Here is a 23,061-nt window from a genome sequence, read left to right as displayed (position 1 = left end):
CAGTCGATTCTTTGCCGACTTGGTTCCAACTTGATGCCCGCCAATCTCGATATTTGGCGGATGCCCCTTTAGCGCCATCATTGGCGATAAGCGGCATTTCGCTCAAGCCGAGGTGCAGAAAACACGTGATTTCGGGCAAAAAGATGGCGAAACTGGTGCGGCTTTGCATCATTCACGTCGCAAATTCGACGTGTAATGGAAATGGTTCTCTACATGTTGTGGTTGCTTTGACTTTAACCCCAAGAATGCGAACGGGGCCGCCTTGGCGACCCCGTCAGGTTGAGTATCCACAGGTTCTTCCCCAGAATCACACCCAGGGGCGCGCCTGGCTGGCATGGGACTCGAACGAGTCGATGTGGTGATCTTTTTCCATCGTCAGGCCGATATCGTCCAGACCGTTCAGCAGGCAATGCTTGCGGTGCGGGTCGATATCAAACTCGATCACGACGCCGTCCGAGGTGACGATCTGCTGATCTTCCAGATGCACGGTCATGCGCGCGTTCTCGCCCTTGTGGGCATCCTCCATCAGCATGACGTGGTGGTGTTCTTCGACCACAATGGGCAGGATGCCGTTCTTGAAGCAGTTGTTGAAAAAGATATCGGCGAAGCTGGTCGAGATGACCACCTTGATACCGAAATCCTTGATCGCCCAAGGCGCGTGTTCCCGAGATGAGCCGCATCCGAAGTTGTCGCCGGCCACCAGAATCTCGGCGTTGCGATAAGCGGGTTTGTTCAGGACGAACTCTTCGTTTTCGCGCCCGTCATCGTGATAGCGCATCTCGTCGAACAGCACGACGCCGAGGCCGGACCGTTTGATCGTTTTCAGGTGCACCTTGGGAATGATCATATCGGTGTCGATATTGATCAGGGGCATGGGGGCTGCCACACCGTGGACTTTTTCAAACTTTTCCATGTTCACACTCCTGCGGGAGAGGTCAGGCCCCATGCCCCGCGTTTCAAGCTTGTTGAGCTTCTGTAGTTTCGTCTTTGGGCGCGTTCTTGACGAAGAACGCCATGAAGACCAACCCGAACCCGTTGAACAGCATCTCGATGCCCAGCAGGATACCCAGAAGGCTCAGCAAAGCGGCAGGTTCGCTGCTTGCATAAGACCAGATGATGCCTGCCAGGATGATCGACAAGATGCCCGAGATCAGGGTTGGCCAGAAAAATGACGTGCCTCGCATCTGAAACGAGAGAATGATCCGTGCGATCCCGCCTGCCATGAACAGGATAAGCACGACTGTTGCCAGCGTCAGAGTGCCCGCCAGCGGATGGTCCAGAAACGACCAGCCCAGGAACAGCATGACCGCACCCATAATGAAGGCCAGGATCTTGTTGCCGGTTCCTTCGACGGTGAAACCGCCGACGACTTGCAGAACGCCGGATACCAGCAAAAGGACGCCGGTGACCACGGTAACTGCCACGGATGCCACGACCGGTGCGCCCAGCACGAATATGCCGAACACTATCGATAGAAGCCCCATCAGGAGCCATTTGACCCATTCACTCATTTCAGTCTCTCCCTCAAATATCTAGATATGAGGGGACCTTACATCAATTCGCGCACATCTGTCAGCTTTCCCGTGATTGCCGCTGCGGCAGCCATTGCGGGGCTCAGCAGATGGGTGCGTCCGCCGCGGCCCTGACGGCCCTCGAAATTGCGGTTCGAGGTGGCGGCGCAGCGTTCGCCCGGGGTCAGCTGGTCGGGGTTCATGGCCAGGCACATCGAGCAGCCCGCAAGACGCCATTCGAACCCGGCCTGCTTGAATATCTCGGCAATGCCTTCCTCTTCGGCCTGGGCGCGGACGAGGCCCGAGCCGGGCACGACCATGGCGCGGATGCCGTCCTTGATCTTTTTGCCCTTCAGGATCTCGGCGGCGGCGCGCAGATCCTCGATCCGGCCGTTAGTGCAGGAGCCGATGAAGACGGTGTCGATCTCGATGTCGCTCAGTTTCTGACCCGGCTGCAGACCCATGTATTCGATCGAGCGGCGCGCGGCCTCGACCTTGCCGCCCTCGAAATCCTCGGGGTTGGGCACGGTCGCGGTGATCGGCAGAACGTCTTCGGGGCTGGTGCCCCAAGTGACCACGGGGGCGATGTCCTCGCCACGGATGGTGACGACCTTGTCCCAATGGGCGTCGTCATCGGAATAGAGCGTCTTCCACCAGGCCAGGGCGGCCTCCCACTGCGCGCCCTTGGGGGCGTGCGGGCGGCCCTTGACGTATTCAAAGGTCTTTTCGTCCGGCGCGATCAGGCCGGCGCGGGCGCCGCCCTCGATGGCCATGTTGCAGACGGTCATGCGGCCTTCCATCGACAGGTCGCGGATCGCTTCGCCGCAATATTCGATGACATAGCCGGTACCGCCGGCGGTGCCGGTTTTGCCGATCACGGCCAGGGTGATGTCCTTGGCGGTCACGCCCGGCTGCAGCTTGCCGGTGATCTCGACCTTCATGTTCTTGGACTTCTTCTGGATCAGCGTCTGGGTGGCCAGAACATGCTCGACCTCGGAGGTGCCGATGCCGTGGGCCAGCGCGCCGAAAGCGCCGTGGGTGGCGGTGTGGCTGTCGCCGCAGACCACGGTCATGCCCGGCAGGGTCCAGCCCTGTTCGGGGCCGACGATGTGGACGATGCCCTGACGAATATCATTCACCGGGTAGTAGTGAATGCCGAATTCGCGGGCGTTCTTGTCCAGCGCTTCGACCTGGATGCGCGATTCGGGGTTTTCGATCCCGTTCACGCGGTCGGGCGTGGTGGGCACGTTGTGGTCCGGCACGGCGATGGTCTTTTCCGGCGCGCGCACCTTGCGGCCCGCCATGCGCAGGCCTTCGAACGCCTGTGGGCTGGTGACTTCGTGCACCAGGTGGCGGTCGATATAAAGCAGGCAGGTGCCATCGTCGGCTTCGTGCACGACATGGGCATCCCAGATCTTGTCATAGAGTGTTTTGGGGGACATCGGTCCTCTCCCGTCTGTATTGAGAAATGCTGGCGAGTGGCTGGGCGCCGATTATAGGCGGGCCAGAACCGTGCGGGCGGCCCCGAAGAACCGTTCACGCAGGCGCGCGCGGTCTTGCAGGTTCGGAGCAGGGGCCTGATGGAATCTCATGCGATCCAGATATATCGCGCCCCCTCGTCAATCAAGGCTCAATCCGCGTCCCGGGACAGGTCGGTGGGCCTTGCAAGCCGCCACATTGCTGTTCAATCTGGCGGCAGGAGACCCGCATGGACAATGATTTGATCCCAAGTTCGATTTCAGAGCTGTTCGACAACATGGCCGAGGCCTTTCTGTTGCAGCTTGGGAACCTGGTCGAGCTGATCGTGACTCCGGGGTGGAGGCAGTATCAGATCGCCATCATCCTAGGGCTGGTGGCGCTGTCCTTCCTTTTGACTCTGCTGACAAAAAGCCGGTGGGAAGCCTGGGCGCGGGCACGCAGTGGATGGCCAAAATGGCGGTTGCGGGTTCTGGTTCAGCTGATGCAGCGGATGACGCTGGTCTACTTCGTCGTGCTGGCCTGGGGCGTTTATCTGGTGATGCAGCAGGTCACCTGGCCATCGCGGAGTTACATCATCGGTGTTCTGGCAACGCTGGCAACCGCGTGGCTGGCGATCGCGCTGATTTCGCGACTGGTCCGCAACCGGACGATTCGGCGCATCTTCCGCTGGTCGATGTGGATCTACGCCACGCTGGTCGCGCTGAGTCTGACCGATGACGTAGCCGAGTTTCTGGACGGCGTGGCCATTTCGATCGGCAGCCTTCACATCTCGGCATTGGGGATTCTCAAGGCCATTCTGCTAATTGGCACGTTGTTGGTGCTGGCGCGGCTTGGCACCCGGGCGGCTGAACGCGGGCTGAAAAGCAATGACGACATCTCGCCTTCTATGCAGGTGCTGCTGGCCAAGGGTATCCAGGTCGCGTTTTACGGGCTGGTCTTTCTGGTCGGGATCCGGACGCTGGGATTCGACCTGACCGGGATCGCGCTGTTGTCCGGTGCGGTCGGCGTGGGCATCGGCTTCGGCCTGCAAAAGGTCGTGTCGAACCTGATCTCGGGGATCATCATCCTGATGGACCGGTCGATCAAGCCGGGCGACGTGATCTCGCTGGGCGATACGTTCGGTTGGATCAACGCGCTGGGCGCCCGCTACGTCTCGGTCGTTACCCGCGACGGGCGCGAATACCTGATCCCGAACGAGGATCTGATTACCGGGCAGGTGGTGAACTGGTCCCATTCCGACGAGTTCGTCCGCCTCGATCTGACCTTCGGCACCAGCTACGGCGACGACCCGCACAAGGTGCGCGAGACCGCCGTGCGAACGGTGAAATCAGTCAAACGCGTTCTGAGCGGCGGCAAGCACGAACCGGTCTGCCACATCACCGGGTTCGGCGACAGCAGCGTCGATTACGTGCTGCGGTTCTGGATCCGGGACCCGACGGCCGGCCTGACCAACATCCGCGGCAATGTCTATCTGGCGCTGTGGGATGCATTCCAGGCCGAGGGCATTTCGATTCCCTTCCCGCAGCGCGAAGTGCGCCTGCTGGGGCAGGGCGCCACCGACACCTCTGTGCCACATCTGGACACGGATTGATCAACCCCGTGCCATCAACGGTTGCCGTTCATTGAAATGTTGCAATTGCCTTGCTACCTTAATAGTACCCCGGCGCCGGGGTTACGCGGCGCTTTAGCAAGGAGGACCATGTCCTGTCTCTACACACACAGGCGGGTTTGCCCGCCGATGAAGGGGCCGCTGTGATGGCCCGCTCTCAGTCAATCAGCGACAAGCTGCTTGAACGCATCCTTTCCTCACTTTCCGATGACAAGGCCGAAGATGTTGTGCAGATCAACCTGCAGGGCAAGTCTTCGGTGGCCGACTACATGGTCATCGCTTCGGGCCGGTCGACGCGTCAGGTGTCGGCGATGGCGGAAAAGCTGACGGATCGCATCAAGCAGGAATTCGGTTTCACCTCGAAGGTCGAAGGCAAGGATGCCGGCGACTGGGTGCTGATCGATACGGGCGACGTGATCGTCCATATCTTCCGCCCCGAAGTGCGCGAATTCTACCAGCTGGAAAAGATGTGGCTGCCTCAGGGCGGCAGCGCCTCGGCCAACTGAGGCGCCATCCCGGCCCGTATTGAAGGGCCGGCGGCGAGAGCGACATGCGTATCAGCATTTGTGCGGTCGGGCGATTGCGTGCCGGACCGGAGAAGAACCTGCTTGACGACTATCTGACCCGTTTCGACCGGACCGGCCGCGGCCTAGGCCTGGGGCCTGCGCGCGTGATCGAGGTCGAAGACAAGAAGAACGCCGGTATGGGCGCCGAGGCCGGCTTGCTGCGCAAGGCGATGCCCACTGGGGCGGTGATCTGCACATTGGACGAGCGGGGAAAGGTGATGTCGTCACCCGATTTCGCGCAGAAACTGGCCGGGTGGCGTGACATGGGCCGGCAGGATCTGGCCTTTGTCATCGGTGGTGCCGACGGGATCGACCCGGCGCTGCGGGCTGAGGCTGATTTTTCGATTTCTTTCGGCGCGATGGTCTGGCCGCATATGCTGGTCCGGGTGATGCTGTCCGAACAACTCTATCGTGCCGCGACGATCCTGTCGGGCGGCCCGTACCATCGGGCCTGACCGCCGTGGCCCGTCTGCTGATCGTCTACCATTCCCGCACCGGCGGAAGCCGGCAGATGGCCGAGGCGGCCGCACGGGCGGCCGGCGCCGAGGCCGAGGTCAGCCTGAAACCCGCCGACCAGGCGGGGCCCGACGATCTGCTCGCGGCCGACGGATACATCTTTTGCGCGCCCGAGAACCTGGCGGCGCTGTCAGGCGTCATGAAGGACTTCTTCGACCGATGCTACTATCCGGTTCTGGGCCGGATCGAGGGGCGGCCCTATGCGCAGATGATCTGCGCCGGGTCCGACGGTCAGAACGCGGCGCGGCAACTGGCACGCATCGCCACCGGTTGGCGTTTGAAAGAGGTGCAGCCGCCCCTCATCGTCTGCACCCATGCCCAGACGCCCGAGGCGATATTGGCGGAAAAGACCATCCCCGAGGATGAACTGGACAAATGTCGCGAGATCGGCGCGGCGCTGGGCGCCGGGTTGTCGCTGGGCGTGTTCTGACGATCAGTCCAGAGCCACAAGCGTGGTGTCCGCGTTCCAACCATCGACACTGCACCGGGCCTGTACCTGAACCTGACTCGCGCCTTCGGGGATCGCGACCCCGCCCAGCGATCGGGTAAAGGGCTGCTCGGTCTCGTGCGGGTGATGCAGCACCCGCATCCCCAGCTCGGTCCCGTCCATCGCCAGAACACGCCAGCCATCGGCATAGTGGTCCCACCCGGTATCGGGGTGGCGGATGGTCACGTCGAATCGCCAGGTCTCGCCCGTGCGCGTCGCGGTGACATTTTCGACCATCGGCGGGTCGGCGAGGGCCGGGGCGGCCAGAAGCAGGCAGGGGATCAGGTGTCGCATTTCGCCAGTCTATGATCTGATCGGGCGGGGCGCGATCACGTCTGCGTGTCCGGCGGCAGGCTCAGCAGGATCGCGCGGGAATGCGAGGCAAACTCGCGTCGGTACAGCACTCCCAGCGTCAGAAGCGTGCCGATGATCAGCGCGATCGGGCCCAGGATCCAGGCCAGCGACGCCAGCGCGAAATAGGTGGAGCGCAGGGCACGGTTGAAGCTGCGCGCGGCGGTCACGCAGATCTCGGCCGCCTGCGCCGCGCGGGGATAGGCCTGCGGATCCTCTGGGTCGTTCGGCACCGCCGCCATCAGCACCGCGCAGTAGCCGAACAACCGATGCGCCCAGACGTATTTCAGAAAGGCATTCGACAGAAACAGCAGCACGATCAGGATTTTGACCTCCCACACCATGGCCGGCGCGCTGCCTATCGCCAGATCCTTGGCGACGCCCGACAGCCGCTCGGTATTGCCCAGAAGGGCCAGCCCACCCCCGATGGCGATCATCGTGGTCGAGGCAAAGAACGTGCTGCCCTGACGCATCGTGCCCACGACCTGGGCGTCGAACATGCGGGGCTGACGGGTCACCATTTCGCGCATCCAGCAGCGGCGGAATTCATCCATCATCACCGCGACCGAGCGCTTGCCGGGCGCGGGGTTCTCGATCCGCCATCCGATCCATTGCCAGGCGATCAGCAACAGCAGGACGGCGGCGTAGTCCAGGGGCGAAAACAGCAGGGCGCGTTCGGTCAATGTCATGGCGCGACAGTACGTCCGACGAAGGCAACTTGCCAGACGCAGAAATTGGTAATATTATTTTACCAAATCGGAGGACTCGCCATGGACATGCCACAGCCCAACCCCGACGTTCTGGCCCGCAAGGCCAGCGTGCTTGCCCGTCTGCGGCAGGTCCTGCCCGAAGATGCCATCATCGCCGATCCGGCCGAAACCCGCGCCTATGAATGCGACGCCCTGACCGCCTACAAATGCGCGCCAATGATCGCGGTTCTGCCGTCCTCGACGCAGGAGGTCTCGGACATTCTGGGCATCTGCCATGACGAAGGCGTGCCGGTCGTGCCGCGCGGGGCCGGGACCTCGCTGGCCGGTGGGGCGCTGCCTACGGCCGATTGCGTGATCCTGGGCGTGGCCCGCATGAACGAGGTGCTTGAGGTCGACTATGACAACCGCTTCATCCGCGTGCAGACCGGCCGCACCAATCTGAGCGTCACCGGCGCGGTCGAGGAGCAGGATTTCTTCTATGCGCCCGATCCGTCGTCGCAGCTGGCCTGCGCCATCGCGGGCAATATCGCGATGAACTCGGGCGGGGCGCATTGCCTGAAATACGGCGTGACTACCAACAACCTGCTGGGCGTGACCATGGTGCTGATGGATGGCCGCGTGGTCGAGATCGGCGGCGCGCATCTGGATTCCGGCGGGCTGGACCTGCTGGGAGTGATCTGCGGCTCGGAAGGTCAGCTGGGGGTCGTCACCGAGGCGACGCTGCGCATCCTCCGCAAGCCCGAGGGCGCGCGCCCGGTCCTGATGGGCTTTGATGACAATGCGGTGGCGGGCGAATGCGTTTCGGACATCATCAAGTCGGGCATCCTGCCCGTGGCGATCGAGTTCATGGACCGGCTGTGCATCGAAGCCTGCGAGAATTTTGCCCATGCCGGCTATCCGAATTGCGAGGCGCTGCTGATCGTCGAAGTCGAAGGCTCGGACGCCGAGATCGATAGCCAGTTGGCCAAGATCGTCGAGATCGCCAAACGCCACAACCCGGTCGAGCTGCGCGAAAGCCAGTCGGCCGAGGAAAGCGCCCGCATCTGGCTGGGCCGGAAGTCGGCTTTTGGCGCGATGGGGCAGATCAACGACTATATGTGCCTGGACGGAACGATCCCGGTGTCGGCCCTGCCGGACGTGCTGCGCCGCATCGGCGAACTGAGCAAGGAATACGGTCTGGCGGTGGGCAACGTGTTCCACGCCGGCGACGGCAACATGCACCCGCTGATCCTGTTCGATGCGAACAAGCCCGGCGATCTGGAAAAATGTGAGGCCTTCGGGGCCGAGATCCTGAAACTGTGCGTCGACGCCGGCGGCTGCCTGACCGGCGAGCATGGGGTGGGCATCGAAAAACGCGACCTGATGCATCACCAATACGCGCCGCAGGACCTTGAGGCGCAGATGGCCGTCAAGGACGTGTTCGACCCGAAATGGCTGCTGAACCCCGCCAAGGTGTTCCCGCTGGATGCCAGTGCACCCCGCCGCACCCTGAAGATGGCGGCGGAATGAATTCCCAACACAGAACGGACCCCGCAATGAGACCTGAATCAGAGTCTGAACTGGCCGAAATCGTGGCCGGGCTGAACGGCCCGGTGCGGATCAAGGGCGGGGGAACCCGTGGCGTGGACGGCCCCGACCAGGTGCTGAGCACCGAGGGGCTGCGCGGGATCACCCTGTACGAGCCGGGGGCGCTGACGCTTGTGGCGCAGGCCGGAACCCCGCTGGCCGAGATCGAGGCCGCGTTGGAGGCCGAAGGTCAGCAGCTGGCGTTCGAGCCGATGGATCATCGCGCCTTGCTGGGGTCCACGGGCGCGCCCACGATCGGCGGTGTCGTGGCCGCCAACGTCTCGGGGCCGCGCAGGATCCAGGCCGGGGCCTGCCGCGATTTCCTACTGGGTGTGCGCTTTGTCGACGGGCGGGGGCAGGTCATCAAGAATGGCGGCCGGGTGATGAAGAACGTCACCGGCTATGATCTGGTCAAGCTGATGGCCGGGTCCTGGGGCACGCTGGGCGTGCTGACCGAGGTATCGCTGAAGGTGCTGCCCAAACCCGAGGCCAGCGCGACGCTGGCCATACCCGCCAAGGACGCCGCGACCGCAGTTCGCATCCTGTCCGAGGCGCTGAAATCACCCTTTGAGGTCACCGGCGCGGCCTATGATCCGCAGCAGCAGCGCGCCTTAATCCGGATCGAGGGGTTTGCGGAATCGGTCTCGTACCGCACCGGGCGCCTGCAGGAGTTGCTGGGCCAGTTCGGCGCGGTTGATCCGGCAGAGCCGTCGGACGCCCTGTGGCAGAGGGTCCGCGATGCAGCCGATTTCGCCGACACGCCCGGCGATGTCTGGCGGATCTCGGTCAAACCCGGCGACGCGCCCGAAATCGCCGCGCGGGCCGAGGCTGATCGGACCCTGTTCGACTGGGGCGGGGGGCTGATCTGGGCGCTGGTGCCCGCAGGCACCGACCTGCGCGCGCGCATTGGCGCGTTTTCCGGCCACGCCACGCTGGTGCGGGCCGGGGCCGATACCCTTGCCCGGCTGGGCCGGTTCCAGCCGGAACCGCAGGGCATTGCGGCTCTGACACAGGGGATTCGACAGAAATTCGACCCGCGCGGCGTGTTCAACCCCGGGCTGATGGGATAGGGCGATGCAGACCACATTCACCGAAGACCAGTTGAAAGACCCCGGCACCCGTCGCGCAAACGAGATTTTGCGCAACTGCGTGCATTGCGGGTTCTGCACCGCCACCTGCCCGACCTATCAGGTCCTGGGCGACGAATTGGACAGCCCCCGCGGGCGCATCTACCTGATCAAGGACATGCTGGAAAACGAGCGTGTGCCGGATGAAAAGACCGTCAAGCATATTGACCGCTGCCTGTCCTGCCTGGCCTGCATGACGACCTGCCCGTCGGGCGTGCATTACATGCATCTGGTCGATCACGCGCGTGAATATATCGAAAACCGCTACACGCGCCCCTTCTCGGACCGGGCGCTGCGGTGGGTTCTGGCGCGGATCCTGCCCTATCCGATGCGATTCCGCTGGGCGCTGATCGGGGCCAAGCTGGGGCGGCCGTTCCGCTTTCTGATGCCCGACGCGCGCCTGAAGGCGATGCTGGACATGGCGCCGAAACACATCCCGCCGGTCAGCCGCAATGACGAGCCCCAAAGCTTTGCGCCCAAGGGGCAGGCGATCAAACGCGTGGCTCTGATGACGGGCTGTGCGCAAAAGGCGCTGAACACCGACATCAACGATGCCACGATCCGCCTGCTGACCCGGCTGGGCTGCGAGGTCGTCGTGGCCGAGGGCGCCGGCTGCTGCGGAGCGTTGACCCATCACATGGGCAAGACCCGCGAAAGCCATGCCACCGCCGCCGCCAATATCCGTGCCTGGACGCGCGAGATGGACGGCAAGGGATTGGATGCGATCGTCATCAACACCTCGGGCTGCGGCACCACCGTCAAGGATTACGGGCACATGTTCCGCGACGATCCGCTGGCCGAGGACGCGGCGCGGGTGTCGGGCATTGCCATGGATGTCAGCGAGATCCTGATGCAGCTGGACTTGCCGCTGGGTGACGACAAGGGACTGACGGTGGCCTATCACGCGGCCTGCTCGCTGCAACACGGGCAGCAGATCAAGACCTATCCCAAAGACCTGCTGAAAAGGGCGGGGTTCACCGTGGTCGAACCCGCCGACAGCCACCTGTGCTGTGGCAGCGCGGGCACCTACAACCTGATGCAGCCCGAGATCTCGGCCAAGTTGAAACAGCGCAAGGTGCGTACGCTCGAGGCCAAGAACCCCGATCTGATCGCGGCCGGCAACATCGGCTGCATGATGCAGATCGGGTCGGGCACCCGACTGCCCATCGTGCATACGGTCGAGCTGTTGGATTGGGCCACGGGCGGGCCTCGGCCCCCTGCACTGGATCGGGCCGGACACCCTGCGGATACGGTGCCGATCCTGCGGTGATCGGGCCTGATGCGCCGACGCATCAGTCTGGTGCGGATTAGGCGCGGTCCGGCTCTGCCCTATTTTCGCCAAACGCCACGCGTAAGTAGATTGGCCGATACCTCATGCCGGAGAACCGCGTGCGCACATGGATCAGGGCGATAGCGTTATGTGTTCTGCCATTGGCAGCCACGGCGCAGGATACTGGGCTACAAAGCCTTGAAACCTCGGATTCCGGGCGCGAATGGATGGCGGTCGGACGGCTGAACATCGACGGCACCGGCTTCTGCACTGGTGCGCTGATCTCTCCCACGCTTGTTCTGACCGCAGCGCATTGTCTGTTCGACCAAGCGACCCGCCAACGAATTGATCCGGGCCAAATCGAGTTTCTGGCGGGGTGGCGACACGGCCGCGCATCGGCCTATCGCACGGCGCGCCAGGCGGTCATTCATCCGGAGTACGAGTATGACCGCGCCGCATCCGTCAGCCGCGTGCGCCACGACGTCGCGCTGATCGAGTTGTGGCAGCCGATCCGAAATACGACCGTGATCCCGTTTGAAACCGGCTACCGGCCAACGCGTGGCGAGGATGTCGGAGTGGTTTCGTACGCCCACAACCGCGCAGAAGCCCCTTCTCTGCAACAGGTCTGCTCGGTCATGGCGCAGCAATCGGGGGTGCTGGTCATGTCCTGTGACGTGGATTTGGGTGCGTCCGGCGCGCCGATCTTCTCGTTCTCAGGGGATCACCCCCGGATCGTATCGGTCGTGTCCGCGAAGGCCGAATTGGAAGGCCGGCGGGTATCGTTGGGAACAGCGCTGGAAGAGTCGCTGGAGGTGCTGCGCACCGAGCTGTCCGCAGGGAATGGATTCGGCGCGTCCGGCAAGACGCTCGAGCCGGGAAAGAACGTCGGCGCAAGGTTTGTCCGGCCATGACCTGCCGTATCGTGACAGCGGCCCTGATTTTGGCCGGGATTGCTGCGTCGGCGGTGGCCCAGGACAGTGGCAAGCGCCGGCTGACCGATCGGGACGACCTGTATGGTTGGGAGGCGATCGGGCGGCTGGACATCGGAGACCGCTCATTCTGCACCGGCACGCTGATCGCGCAGGATCTTGTTCTGACCGCAGCCCATTGTGCGACGGACAAGGCCACCGGCCGGACCTATGCACCCGGCGAAGTCACCTTTCGCGCAGGTCTGAGCGATGGACATGCGCTTGCCGAAGGCACGGTCGTGCAGATCGCCGTCCTTCCCGACTATGATCCCCGGGTTGGCCTGTCACCCGAGATGGTCCGGGTCGATGTCGCCCTGATGCGACTCGATCAACCGATCCCGTATACCGTCGCCAACCCATTTGCTTTGCACAGTGGCCGGGTCGCCGGGGATGAAATCAGCATCGCTTCGTACGGGCGCGGCCGATCCGAGGCAATCACGCGCCAGCGGTCCTGCCGGATTCTGGAGCGGCGCCAAGGCCTGATTACCTTCAATTGCGATGTCACGTTCGGATCCTCCGGTTCGGCCATTCTGGCGCGAAACGGGCCGCGTTGGCAGATCCTTTCTGTGGTATCGGCGGTTGGTACCGACGGCCGTCGCAAGGTCGTGTTCGGCATGGAACTTGAGGGGATCGTCTCGGACCTCAAGGCGATCATGCGGCGGGATGCGCCGCAGCCAAAGGCCAAGATCCGGCGGCTGCAGGTCGGCTCGGGCAAATCCAGCTCGGGCGCGAAATTCATCAGCTCCGGCGGGTCTTGAACTCAGCCAGATCCTTTCCCATCTCATGTGTGTCGGGCAGCCAAACCGGGGTCCGACGATCGCCAACGCCCGTCCAATCGGAGGGCAAAACTCGTAAATCGCTCTGAACATGAGGATAACGAACATGCGTAGCTTTGATTTTGCACCACTGCACCGTGCAACCGTCGGCTTTGACCAGATTGCCGACATCATGGATCGGGTCATGACCAGCGACGTGTCACAACCCAGCTATCCCCCGTACAACATCGAAAAAACCGATGCCGATGCGTATCGCATTTCGATCGCAGTCGCCGGCTTTGCCGAAGATGACCTGACGATCGAAGTCAAGGAAAACGCGCTGGTCGTGGCCGGCAAGAAAGCCACCGAAGACACCAAGCGCACCTATCTGCATCGCGGCATCGCCACCCGCGCTTTCGAGCGTCGTTTTGCCCTGGCTGACCATGTCCGCGTGACCGGCGCCAGCCTGGAAAACGGTATGCTGCACATCGACCTGAAGCGCGAGGTGCCCGAGGCGCTGAAACCGCGCCGGATCGAGATCACCTCGACCAAGGCGATCGAAAAGGACGTGGTTGACGCCAAGCCCGTGAACTGAGGCTGAGACCGCCCAAGCGGCGATAATCGTCTCCTCCCTCGGTTGTCGCACAACCCCGCGTTCCTCCGGACGCGGGGTTTTTTCATGACGCTTGAAAAGAAAAAGGGCGCCCAAAGGCGCCCTTGTCTCATGGTCCGTCCGATCAGACCGCCATGCAGATGTATTTCATCTCAAGATAGTCTTCCATGCCGTGGTGGCTGCCTTCACGGCCAAGGCCGGATTGCTTAACGCCACCAAACGGACCCAGTTCCGAGCTGATGATCCCGGTGTTGATGCCGACGATGCCGTATTCCAGCGCCTCGGCCACCTTGTACACGCGGCTCAGATCCTTGGCGTAGAAATACGAGGCGAGGCCGAAGATCGTGTCATTGGCCATGGCGATGACCTCGTCCTCGTCCTCGAACTTGAACAGGGGCGCCAGCGGGCCAAAGGTTTCTTCCTGCGCGACCTTCATGTCCTGGGTCACGTTGGTGATAATCGTCGGCTGGAAGAAGGTGCCGCCCAGATCGTGCGGCAGGCCACCGGTCAGGATCGCGCCGCCATTGGCCGTGGCATCGGCGATATGTTCCTGCACCTTGGCCACCGCCTCGTCGCTAATCAGCGGGCCGGTCGTTGTGCCATCGGACAAGCCGTCGCCGATTTTCAACGCCTCGACCGCGGCCTTGAGCTTGGCGGCAAAGGCGTCATAGACACCGGCCTGAACATAGATGCGGTTGGCGCAGACGCAGGTCTGGCCGTTGTTGCGGAACTTGCACAGCATCGCGCCTTCGACGGCGGCATCCAGATCGGCGTCGTCGAACACGATGAACGGCGCGTTGCCGCCCAACTCCATCGAGCATTTCATGACCTGGTCCGCGGCTTGGCGCAGCAGGATCCGGCCCACCTCGGTCGAGCCGGTAAAGGTCAGCTTGCGCACGCCGGGGTTCTCGCAGAACTCCTTGCCGATCTCGCTGGCCTGTGACGAGGGCACCACGTTGAACACACCCGCCGGAACGCCGGCCTGTTCGGCCAGCAGCGCCAGCACCAGCGCCGACAGGGGCGTTTCAGTGGCCGGGCGCGCGACAAAGGCGCAGCCGGCGGCCAGTGCCGGGCCTGCCTTGCGCGTGATCATCGCGTTGGGGAAGTTCCACGGCGTGATCGAGGCCGCCACCCCGATCGGCTGTTTCAGCACCATGATCCGCTTGTCGCGCTGATGGCCGGGGATGGTCTCGCCATAGACCCGCTTGGCCTCTTCGCCGAAGAATTCGATGAAGGACGCGCCATAGGCGATCTCGCCCACCGCCTCGGCCAGGGGTTTGCCCTGTTCGGCGGTCAGGATCTTGCCCAGATCCTCGGCGTTTTCCATCATCAGGTCGAACCACCGGCGCAGGATCGCGGCGCGCTCCTTGCCGGTCAGCTTGGCCCATTCCTTCTGTGCCGCCTCGGCCTGCGCGATGGCACCGGCCACCTGGGCGCGGCTGACATCCGCGACCTCGGCGATCACGTCGCCGCGGGCCGGGTTGGTGACGGCAAAGGTGCCGTTGTCACCATCGACCCACTGCCCGCCGATATAGGCCTTGGTGACCAGAAGGTCGGGGTTCTTCAAAAGCGATTTCAGGTCGGTCGTGGTATCCAGCATGGGTCGGCCTCCGGGCAGGGAAAGAATTTGCGCGTACCCAATCAGGTGGCGCAGAACATGTCTAGGGCCACCCGGGGGCGTCAATCAATCCAGATTTGATCAAAAAATCGGTCGGCGTGCGTTGCAAGGACCAGAAAGCATCAAAAGCCAGCCAGCTGTTGGTTTTGACGCCTATCTTTTTCGATAGGGTTTTGCCAAAGTTCCGGTGATTTGAGAGACCCAAGGGGATGTAAATCGTTATAACATTCCCTATCTTGTTGGGTAGATAAGAAAAACAAGGATTGGACAGATGTCGAACCAGCAATTCGAAGCATTGATCGAGGAAACCCAGGCCAAGGTGCGCGAAAGCCAGTCGCAGATCGAAGGGCTGACCTCGCGGATCGAGGCCGCACGCGCCAAGATCGGAACGGCCGAAGCGGATATCGACATCGAAAATGCCACGCTTGAAGACGTGCACGCCCATACCGAGGTGATGAACGCGAACATCGCCGAATTGATCATGGGGCTGGACGACGTCACCAGCGCGTTTTCCAAGGATTTCGATGAGATGCGCTCGAAGACCGGGTGGGAATCGTTCGTGGGCATCTTCTCGAAGGGTAAATCCGAGTCCATGCGCCAAGAACGGATGCGCTCAGCCAATATCGACGACAAGCTGCAGGACCTGATCGCGAAATCAGACGTGATCGTGAAGCTGCTGGAAGGACAACTGGCCGTGCTGGAAGAGCAGCGCGTGAAGGTAGAGAACAACCTGACCGTCACGCTGGACGACCGCGAGGCGACCGTGGCTGAACTTGAAGCGTTGCGTGCCGAGATTCAGGGCATGGACCCGGCGATCATCACGCTGGAAAACAAGATCAGTGTCGAGCAGGACGCCGCCGCGCGCACCAAGCTCGAAACCGAACTGGCCGAACTGAACAAGCAATACAACGCCAAGATTCAGGAAGAGCAGGTCAAGCTGGCCAAGTCCCAGACGCTGGAGCGCTATATCGAAAAGGGCAAGACCTGGGTCGATTCACTGCAGAACCAGGCAGCGACGCAGATGGTGCTGATCAACAAGCTGCAGACAGACACGCAACAGCGTGTGGTGCTGTATGACGCCCTGACCAAATCGCTGAAAACCGCGCAGCAGCAGGACGTGGCCCACCGCATCAACGAGATCGGCGTGCAGACCGACCAGGAGGCGCAAACCGCCATGGCCGCCATCGGCACCGCGACCAACCAGAAAATGGCCGACATGCTTGAGGCGCATGAGGACCACATGGTCTTTGCCCGCGACGTGTTGGAGAAAAAGGCCAAGGCGGATGAGCGGTTCGCGCGCCGGTTTGCCTCGATTGTCGAGAAGCATGACAAGAATTTGTATGGTGGTTGAGAGCGTGCGTTATTCTGCGCGAGATATCTCTCTAGCCGTACTGGCAATTCTAACGGTGGCCCTAACGATTGCATTTGGCGTCGGGCTGATTGCAAGTATCCCAACTCTAAGTGTGGTCGCGATTTGGACCATGCTACCCGGTCAGCTTCTGATCTCTTACTTTGTGAAGTCCCCACCAGACGCTGCTGAGGATTGGGGGGACGAGTTTACGTTTGAAAAAGCAATTCTCTCAAAAGCTCTCTGGCGTCAGTACAGAAAAGAGTGGGCACTGCCCTTCGCAGGTATGTTTCTTGGAATTCCACTGTTTTTGCAGTGGGGACTACCGGTGAGCGGCGTCATTGGGCTCTACCTCTTCATTTTTGTAGCCCAACTTGAAGATTGCAGGACAAAAATTTGTCGCTCACGTATGCCCAATGACTGACCCCACCCAAGACCATGTCGGTCTGACCGACACCTTCGCCTCGCGCCGCTATTTCCGCAAATTCGAGGTTATCACCGTCCACCTCCTACGCGTGGCCGCGACGATGGAGGCCGAAGGTGCGATCAGCAAACAAGAGGTGCGGATCGTGTCGCGCTACCTTTCGGGGCTGCTTTACACCTTCCGCGCGCTCAGCATGAAATACCTGCTGGTCGGGCGTGATACCGGGCGGTTCTTTGGCAGCCTCGCCATGGACAAGCGCGACAGCGGGTTTCCGGTGGCGGCCGAGTTGCTGACCATGGCCAATGACGCGCAGCAGGCGCAGGTACATCTGGCGAATATGCCCTCGGAAGATGACCTGAAAACCGAGATGGTGCGGACCATCATCAGCGACAGGGAAATCCCCACCAAGCTGCAATTCGCGCTGTCTCAAAGACTCTATTACGAGGAATTGCTGAAAGGTCAGTTGTTCTGGGCCCGCAATGATCCGGAGTGCCATTGGATCGAGACCGAGGGCGAACGTAGGAAATTCCTGATTCATTGGGCGGTCTATGACAGCCAGATCAACCTGCCGGTCATCTACCTGATGCAGTTGGAGGACAGCGGTAAAACGGCCCTGCCCAAGGACCAGCGTCGCTGGCCCGAAGTGCAGGCGCATCTGATGGCGCAGTCGCTTGGTGGCTTGAAACTGGTGACCATCGCCAAAGGCTTCGATCAGGATTTCGACGACCTGCACCCCAAACACCTACGCCGCATTCATGTGGGTCCGATGTATTCCTCGGCTTATACCGAGCAGTCCGGCCCTCTGCGGCAGGTGCTGGAAGACGCGCAAGCCCCCGCGGGGCAGGACTGGGCACTGGCCTGGACCACCGAAGAGCTGCACAGCGAAGAGGTCATCGAAGAACGCGCCGGATGGTTCTCGACCGTCGAGCGCGAGGTCTTTGCGTTGGACCCCTTCGGCGGACAGGGGGCCGAGACCGGGGCCACACGCACCCAGCGCTCGATCATCCTTCCCCAGCGTCCGTTCCAGGTTCTGGCCGAACGCAATCCGCCGGGCTTTGCGGATGTGCGCAAGTTCGTGGTCAGCAAGTCTGGGCAGGTTCTGCGATATTGATAATACAAAGGCGATTTTGAAATGAGTTTGACGTCAGACCAGATGGAATTGCGCGAAGACGATATTCGCAAGCACTATCCTGCCGCCACCGCATTGCTGAACGGGTTCGAGCATGCGCCGCGTATAGCCAAACCCGCCGAGGCCGCCGCCGAACGGTCTCCGGGTGTGTCGACGGGGCGGCGGTTCCGGTCGACCACGCCGGGGTTGGTAACCCGCCGCACTGCGCGGGCCGATGGGGTGCATCTGGTCGAACGGATCGAGGCCGCGGATGACGGCGACGCGCTGGTGTCCCCACAGCAGGCGACCACACAGCAGGCGATCCGCCGGGCGATTGCCATCGCTTTAGCCGTGGCCGAAACCTATGCGGACCAGACCCCGCTGGCCGATCTGAAACGCGCCAATCTGGCCGGACATCTTGCCGCCGCGCGCAAGACCGAATTCTCGGATCTGCTGACCGCCGAAGCGTTGATCACCTTGCACACCTTCGGTAATGCGTTGGCCTATCTGATGTCCTCGCATCTGGGGGAGACCACGGTCGAAATCGGTGAAATCGAAGAGGTCCTGACAGACAACGGCCAACTCGCCCTGCACGGTGCCCTGTGGGAGCTGGATCAGGTTCTGGCCAAGCACGCGCCAGATGATGCCCATCTGATCGCGGCCACCAGTGCCTATGCAGAGCAACTGATGGAAAAAGCTGCTCTGCGCGCGCAAACGGCTGATCATCTGGCCCCGTTCCAGAACGCCGCCTGGCATATCGAGGCCGACGATCTGACGATCCGGGGGTTTGAGCCCGCGTCGAAGGCCAAGTCCACCACGCTCACCATGACGTTCAAGAAACCGAACGAGGTGGTGGGCAACCATATCGCCAAGTATCAGGCCATGAAGCTGGCCAAGATGCTGATGGCTTATGATTTTGACCGCCGCCTGAATCCGTTCGCGGAGCTTGGCGGGTTCATCTTTACCTTCATGGGCGACGGCAAGCCGGGCACCGGCAAGACGACCCTGATCCAGATGATGGCCGGGCTGATCAATGACTACTGCCAGAACGCGGGCTATCCGTTCCGCTATCAGAACCTGAGCACCGACAATATCGACAGCTATCAGGGCAAATCCGGCCAGAACGCCAAGGCGTTCATCAACACGATCATCGACCCCTCGGTCATCGGTTTTGGCACGATCGACGATATAGATCAGCTGGCGGGCAAACGCGGCGACCGGCAGTCCAGCGCGGGCCAGCTGGAAATCACTGCCGTGCTGATGGAGAGCTTTGCCGGCGCCAACACTGTCGTGCGCGGCAACTGCACCTTTGGCATGTTCTCGAACTACCCCGAGAATGTTGATGACGCCCTTCGCCAGCGGGCGGGCGCGCGGTTTCTGGTGGACGGGCCACAAACGCGCGAGGATTATATCGACATCCTGCACCTGCTGATGGGCCGCAACCACGACATCCCGCTGGGCGAACACGACGCTTATGCCGCCCAGGAAATCAAGAAGGCCGTCGCCGCCAGTTTCGAAAGCCATTCCCGCCCGCATGAGGACGCCTTGCTGCAGGTTTATGACCGGGTGTCTGGCGAGATCGGCCAGATGGACACCATTGCCAAGCTGGGCACCTACCTCAAGGCGATCCAGCAGGCGGATGAGCGTTTTACCGGCCGCGCCATCAAGAACATTACCGACGCGGTCAAGGTCCGCGCGATGGACTTCGAACTGCCCGACGAGTGGATGGAAAACCCCGACCTGTTCCTGTTCCGCGACTACGACACCAAGAAGGCGATGATCGAGGAGCTGCGCCAGCCGATCACGGTGGACATGGTGATGCAAGAGATCAACCGCTACGCCGACAGCGAGTTCCGATATGCCGACAAGAGCGACGAGGTCGCCATCGAAAACGCCGTCCGTGAGATGGGCCGGATGGAAGAGGCCAAGCGGCGGTATCTGGAGGGGAAGGGGTGAGCGGCGAAAACTACTCTGCTCTACACTTTAAGGAATTGCCTCTGAATGTGGGCGAACTAAGCCACGTTTCCCGAGACAGTTTGGCTTTATTTGCGGTGAGTAGTTTTGCAGTTACAGAGTTGAACGTTATCGCGCGTATGGTTCTATCTACTTCTCAGACTTCCGAAAAAGACGAACCAATAAACGTTGCTGCTTTCATTCAACAAAGCTGCATCTTGAGGATTTGGACTTTGAAACTCTTCGAGTTTCATGAGTGCATCAAGAAATTGGTCAACGGCAAAGATTCTGCTGAGAGCGAGGTAAGACGCGTTGCCGAATACTGCTTGCGCAAGTTCAAGGAAGAACTTCAACTAGATGAATCGTATTCACTCGCGAGAGATGTAAGAAACGAGGCTGCGGGGCATTACTCGTTCGGCGCCGCAAAAAAACCTAGACCACGTAAAGAACGAGGGCGTTGCTAGCATGTTTGTACACAAGCAAGCTGGAAATTCGTTCTATCCTTTCGGCGAAGAGGTCATGTTTGCTGGCAGGTTAAACCGACACGGTGCCTCTCCTTCTAATGCAGCATCGAGAGACAAACTAATTGACGAGCTGTTTAGTTGGAATTTGAAGGCAAACAGCTGGGTGAGAAACTCCCATTTGCACGTTTTTTCTAAATTGGTAGCGCCAGAACTTCCTGGCAAGTTTCTAAAAAAGTGCGTGTTTTGGGTTACGTCAGAGAAGGTTGGAGACGTTTCCGATTTTCGTGTCCCGCTGTTTGTATGCCGAGATTTTGGGGAAGAATTATGATCCGCCTCATCGAAAAAGGCCTGATGTTCGGCAATCTCGTCCACATCTCCAGCCCGGCTCTGGTCGAGCGGTATAACCGCGTGTTGCAGCATCTGGCGGGCAAGACCACGGCGCTGACGGATTTCCATGTCGATATCTCGGGTTATTCGCCCGAGGTGGGGATTGAACTGGACGATGCGCTCTACCTCAACCCCAACGGGGTCAACCGGCAGTTCATCCTGCTGACGACCGAGCAAAAACGCGCGCCACTGCTGAACGTCAAGTTTTCGACCTCGCGCGATATCCTGCGTGAGTTCATCGAGATGAATGAGGCGCAACTGTTTGCTCTGACCGCCACCGATGCGGTGGCCGGAGAGTTGGTGAACTCGGTCTTCAAACTCACGACGCCGCGCGACCTGCTGAACCTGCGCAAGATTGAAATCGAGGCCGACACCGTGGGCGGTACTCTGCGCAAGGCAGAGCAACTGGCGGGCATGGTCGAGCGGTTCAAGACCGAAGAAGACGCCTGGTTCGACGATGTGCTGATTGCGAAGATGATCGAAACGGCGAAAGAAACCGGCGACGTCACCCGCAACCCTGTCCGGCTGCGCCACACGGTGTTTGAACAGCGCAACTTCTGGACGGCGCATTTCGGCGGCATGTATCTGTTCCCGGATCTGGATCACCCGGCGGCGATCTGCATGGGTGAAAGGCCAGAGGATTTGCCGATCAAATATGTCTTTGATCCGTCGCAGCGAAACCAGATTGCCAAATTTCTGAATTACAACGATCTGGTCGAGCCGATCGTCAAGGCCCGCGGCGTGGATGCCGCCGCGATCCTGCAACAGAAGATGGATTTTCTGACCGTTAACGCCGCCGCGGATGCGGGCATTGATCTGACCGGGCTGGACCGCAGCGACATGCGGCGTTTGGCGCGCAATCACGCGGATCGCTTGCCCGAAGCCTATCATGGCCTCGCGCAATTGTTGCGCTGGGCGACCGATGGCGGGCCTTGGCCGCGTATCACCTCGGATCATCCGGCCTATTTCTATTCGCTGCGCGCCGCCAATACCCCGAACCGCGATCTTGTGAATATGCTGCTGGCCGAGCTTGCCCCGCTGGACCCGCGCCAGATGTTCATTTGCCACAAGGAACTGTTCTACCGTACCTATGGTGGCTGGTCGGAGCCAAAAAAGGCCTATGTGGCCGAGTTTCTTGCCCGTGAATATCAAGTGGACAAGGCCGGGGCCCGCGCCGCACTGTTCGGGCATGAACCCGACATGAGCGGCGAGGACCGGGTCAGCGAGGCGGTGATCGCACGGGTCGGCCCCTGGGGCGCGGTAAGGAAAGAGTGATATGTTCGGAGCAATGCGCCTGTTTCTCGGTCTGCTCGTCGTTCAGACGATTGCCTACTTTGCCTTGTCTCTTTATTCGCGTCGCGTCCGGCGACAAAAGCTTGAGACATGGTGGGAAGAGAAGGGCAAGACCGGCAACAAGGAAGCCTTCGTCGAACGCGGATTGCACGTCTATGACAATTCGTTCCGTCGCAAACTGATCTTGGGTGTTTATATCGTGCCTTGGGTGGCGATCGCCGCGCTGATCTATGTCGTGAACTACATGTGAGGTTTTGGGAATGGTCTACATCAAATGGGCGTTCATCCTGATTTTCTGGATCACGCTGGGTGCGATCCTGCAATACTCGCTGCCGCAGCACGACATTGTCCGCATCGTGAACACCTACGAAGAGCGGCAGGATCTGACGGATTGGACCCGCATTTTCTGGTCCGAGCCCGATGATCAGTCGACCAGCCTTTCGAACCGCGATGTGCAGTTCATCCAAGCCGTGCGGGCGAACGGCAAGCCGATCGTATATCGGAACGAAGATACCAGCTGGGGTTGGCCACCCTATTTCAAGTTCGATACCGCCAACCTATACACCGAAGCCAACGACGCAATCTCGGACAAGGATGATCCGGATTGGGTTGTCGTGACACACTACGGCTGGCGCAACGAGTTTCTGTCGATCTTCCCGAATGCCATTTTCATCAAACATGTCGAAGGACCTGACGTCCGCATCATTCCCTGGTTCAACATCGTTTTCCTCACCGTGTTTTTTGCGCTCGTCTGGGCGCTTTGGGTGCGTTGGCGCAGGTTTCGCGAAGCCCGCATCGACCCCATGCTTGAAAGCGTCGAGGATGGTCTCTACGCCGCTGGGGATGCAATCGATGAGCGAAGATCCAGCTTCCGGCGCTGGCTGGACAGTTGGAAGTCAAAATAGGTCAGAACCGGAAACCTGTCTGACCATCGGCTA

At 61.0% G+C, this 23,061-nt stretch carries 25 protein-coding genes; 18 read left to right on the top strand and 7 right to left on the bottom strand.

All coding sequences use genetic code 11. The features are described 5' to 3' along the window. Nucleotides 1-307 precede the first annotated feature (307 nt). The 4 genes from leuD to AC2FNL_RS02690 are packed head-to-tail and all read right to left on the bottom strand — an operon-like array spanning nucleotide 308 to nucleotide 3,103. Nucleotides 308-913, bottom strand: a complete 606-nt coding sequence (gene leuD / locus AC2FNL_RS02705; RefSeq protein ID WP_170342515.1) for a 3-isopropylmalate dehydratase small subunit — start codon at nucleotides 911-913, stop codon at nucleotides 308-310. A gap of 43 nt (nucleotides 914-956) precedes the next feature. After that, a complete protein-coding gene (locus AC2FNL_RS02700) occupies nucleotides 957-1,511 on the bottom strand; it encodes an HdeD family acid-resistance protein (protein ID WP_093963682.1) in 555 nt (184 codons plus the stop codon). 38 nt (nucleotides 1,512-1,549) lie between these two features. Further along, complete coding sequence (leuC, locus tag AC2FNL_RS02695; protein ID WP_093963681.1) at nucleotides 1,550-2,953, bottom strand: 3-isopropylmalate dehydratase large subunit; 1,404 nt, start codon at nucleotides 2,951-2,953, stop codon at nucleotides 1,550-1,552. Between the two features lie 51 nt (nucleotides 2,954-3,004). Beyond that, the gene (locus AC2FNL_RS02690) at nucleotides 3,005-3,103 is read right to left on the bottom strand and encodes an isopropylmalate isomerase (protein WP_141138497.1); all 99 of its coding nucleotides are present in this window, start codon (nucleotides 3,101-3,103) and stop codon (nucleotides 3,005-3,007) included. A 116-nt stretch (nucleotides 3,104-3,219) separates the two neighbouring features. Here AC2FNL_RS02690 and AC2FNL_RS02685 point away from each other — a divergent pair, with 116 nt between their 5' ends. From AC2FNL_RS02685 to AC2FNL_RS02670, 4 genes are all read left to right on the top strand, one after another. Continuing rightward, nucleotides 3,220-4,581, top strand: coding sequence for a mechanosensitive ion channel family protein (locus AC2FNL_RS02685; RefSeq protein WP_496832202.1), 1,362 nt, complete (start codon nucleotides 3,220-3,222; stop codon nucleotides 4,579-4,581). Between the two features lie 164 nt (nucleotides 4,582-4,745). Next, nucleotides 4,746-5,105, top strand: coding sequence for a ribosome silencing factor (gene rsfS / locus AC2FNL_RS02680; RefSeq protein ID WP_093963679.1), 360 nt, complete (start codon nucleotides 4,746-4,748; stop codon nucleotides 5,103-5,105). A 44-nt stretch (nucleotides 5,106-5,149) separates the two neighbouring features. Next, nucleotides 5,150-5,620 carry a 23S rRNA (pseudouridine(1915)-N(3))-methyltransferase RlmH gene (rlmH, locus tag AC2FNL_RS02675; protein ID WP_496832199.1) on the top strand — a complete coding sequence of 157 codons (471 nt, stop codon included), beginning with the start codon at nucleotides 5,150-5,152 and terminating at the stop codon, nucleotides 5,618-5,620. 5 nt (nucleotides 5,621-5,625) lie between these two features. Next, nucleotides 5,626-6,111, top strand: a complete 486-nt coding sequence (locus AC2FNL_RS02670; RefSeq protein WP_170343172.1) for a flavodoxin family protein — start codon at nucleotides 5,626-5,628, stop codon at nucleotides 6,109-6,111. A 3-nt stretch (nucleotides 6,112-6,114) separates the two neighbouring features. Here AC2FNL_RS02670 and AC2FNL_RS02665 read toward each other — a convergent pair whose 3' ends face one another. Then, nucleotides 6,115-6,462 (bottom strand): hypothetical protein, encoded by a 348-nt coding sequence (locus AC2FNL_RS02665; protein ID WP_170343171.1) that lies wholly within the window; start codon nucleotides 6,460-6,462, stop codon nucleotides 6,115-6,117. Nucleotides 6,463-6,497: 35 nt separating this feature from the next. Next, complete coding sequence (locus AC2FNL_RS02660; protein ID WP_170343170.1) at nucleotides 6,498-7,208, bottom strand: DUF599 domain-containing protein; 711 nt, start codon at nucleotides 7,206-7,208, stop codon at nucleotides 6,498-6,500. Nucleotides 7,209-7,289: 81 nt separating this feature from the next. On the opposite strand from AC2FNL_RS02660, the gene AC2FNL_RS02655 reads away from it, so the two are divergent. From AC2FNL_RS02655 to AC2FNL_RS02630, 6 genes are all read left to right on the top strand, one after another. After that, the gene (locus AC2FNL_RS02655; RefSeq protein WP_496832196.1) at nucleotides 7,290-8,738 is read left to right on the top strand and encodes an FAD-linked oxidase C-terminal domain-containing protein; all 1,449 of its coding nucleotides are present in this window, start codon (nucleotides 7,290-7,292) and stop codon (nucleotides 8,736-8,738) included. A gap of 26 nt (nucleotides 8,739-8,764) precedes the next feature. After that, the gene (glcE, locus tag AC2FNL_RS02650) at nucleotides 8,765-9,865 is read left to right on the top strand and encodes a glycolate oxidase subunit GlcE (RefSeq protein WP_496832194.1); all 1,101 of its coding nucleotides are present in this window, start codon (nucleotides 8,765-8,767) and stop codon (nucleotides 9,863-9,865) included. Between the two features lie 4 nt (nucleotides 9,866-9,869). Continuing rightward, a complete protein-coding gene (gene glcF / locus AC2FNL_RS02645; protein ID WP_496832192.1) occupies nucleotides 9,870-11,192 on the top strand; it encodes a glycolate oxidase subunit GlcF in 1,323 nt (440 codons plus the stop codon). Between the two features lie 104 nt (nucleotides 11,193-11,296). Beyond that, a complete protein-coding gene (locus AC2FNL_RS02640) occupies nucleotides 11,297-12,103 on the top strand; it encodes a trypsin-like serine peptidase (protein WP_170343167.1) in 807 nt (268 codons plus the stop codon). Next, complete coding sequence (locus AC2FNL_RS02635) at nucleotides 12,100-12,918, top strand: trypsin-like serine peptidase (protein ID WP_496832190.1); 819 nt, start codon at nucleotides 12,100-12,102, stop codon at nucleotides 12,916-12,918. Before AC2FNL_RS02640 ends, AC2FNL_RS02635 begins: the two co-directional genes overlap by 4 nt. 124 nt (nucleotides 12,919-13,042) lie before the next feature. Beyond that, nucleotides 13,043-13,510, top strand: a complete 468-nt coding sequence (locus tag AC2FNL_RS02630; protein WP_496832188.1) for an Hsp20 family protein — start codon at nucleotides 13,043-13,045, stop codon at nucleotides 13,508-13,510. 142 nt (nucleotides 13,511-13,652) lie between these two features. On the opposite strand, the gene AC2FNL_RS02625 is transcribed toward AC2FNL_RS02630, so the two are convergent. Further along, nucleotides 13,653-15,128, bottom strand: a complete 1,476-nt coding sequence (locus tag AC2FNL_RS02625; RefSeq protein ID WP_093963669.1) for an NAD-dependent succinate-semialdehyde dehydrogenase — start codon at nucleotides 15,126-15,128, stop codon at nucleotides 13,653-13,655. Between the two features lie 289 nt (nucleotides 15,129-15,417). On the opposite strand from AC2FNL_RS02625, the gene AC2FNL_RS02620 reads away from it, so the two are divergent. The 8 genes from AC2FNL_RS02620 to AC2FNL_RS02585 all read left to right on the top strand — a co-directional run bounded on the left by AC2FNL_RS02620 (nucleotide 15,418) and on the right by AC2FNL_RS02585 (nucleotide 23,028). Further along, complete coding sequence (locus tag AC2FNL_RS02620; protein ID WP_496832185.1) at nucleotides 15,418-16,497, top strand: hypothetical protein; 1,080 nt, start codon at nucleotides 15,418-15,420, stop codon at nucleotides 16,495-16,497. Beyond that, the gene (locus tag AC2FNL_RS02615; RefSeq protein ID WP_093963667.1) at nucleotides 16,487-16,918 is read left to right on the top strand and encodes a hypothetical protein; all 432 of its coding nucleotides are present in this window, start codon (nucleotides 16,487-16,489) and stop codon (nucleotides 16,916-16,918) included. The genes AC2FNL_RS02620 and AC2FNL_RS02615 overlap by 11 nt, the downstream gene beginning before the upstream one ends. Next, nucleotides 16,911-18,029: a hypothetical protein gene (locus tag AC2FNL_RS02610; protein WP_496832183.1), complete on the top strand. Its 1,119-nt coding sequence runs from the start codon at nucleotides 16,911-16,913 to the stop codon at nucleotides 18,027-18,029. Before AC2FNL_RS02615 ends, AC2FNL_RS02610 begins: the two co-directional genes overlap by 8 nt. Nucleotides 18,030-18,050: 21 nt before the next feature. Further along, nucleotides 18,051-19,982: an AAA family ATPase gene (locus AC2FNL_RS02605; RefSeq protein WP_496832181.1), complete on the top strand. Its 1,932-nt coding sequence runs from the start codon at nucleotides 18,051-18,053 to the stop codon at nucleotides 19,980-19,982. Beyond that, the gene (locus AC2FNL_RS02600) at nucleotides 19,979-20,443 is read left to right on the top strand and encodes a hypothetical protein (RefSeq protein ID WP_496832179.1); all 465 of its coding nucleotides are present in this window, start codon (nucleotides 19,979-19,981) and stop codon (nucleotides 20,441-20,443) included. Before AC2FNL_RS02605 ends, AC2FNL_RS02600 begins: the two co-directional genes overlap by 4 nt. A gap of 324 nt (nucleotides 20,444-20,767) precedes the next feature. Continuing rightward, nucleotides 20,768-22,105, top strand: a complete 1,338-nt coding sequence (locus tag AC2FNL_RS02595; RefSeq protein WP_496832177.1) for a DUF6638 family protein — start codon at nucleotides 20,768-20,770, stop codon at nucleotides 22,103-22,105. A 1-nt stretch (nucleotide 22,106) separates the two neighbouring features. Further along, nucleotides 22,107-22,373: a hypothetical protein gene (locus AC2FNL_RS02590; RefSeq protein ID WP_093963662.1), complete on the top strand. Its 267-nt coding sequence runs from the start codon at nucleotides 22,107-22,109 to the stop codon at nucleotides 22,371-22,373. Between the two features lie 10 nt (nucleotides 22,374-22,383). Next, nucleotides 22,384-23,028: a DUF1523 family protein gene (locus AC2FNL_RS02585; protein ID WP_170589268.1), complete on the top strand. Its 645-nt coding sequence runs from the start codon at nucleotides 22,384-22,386 to the stop codon at nucleotides 23,026-23,028. Nucleotides 23,029-23,061 lie beyond the last annotated feature (33 nt).

Source organism: Ruegeria sp. CRTD044, from assembly GCF_059613485.1.
This window is presented reverse-complemented; position numbering and strand designations above follow the sequence as displayed.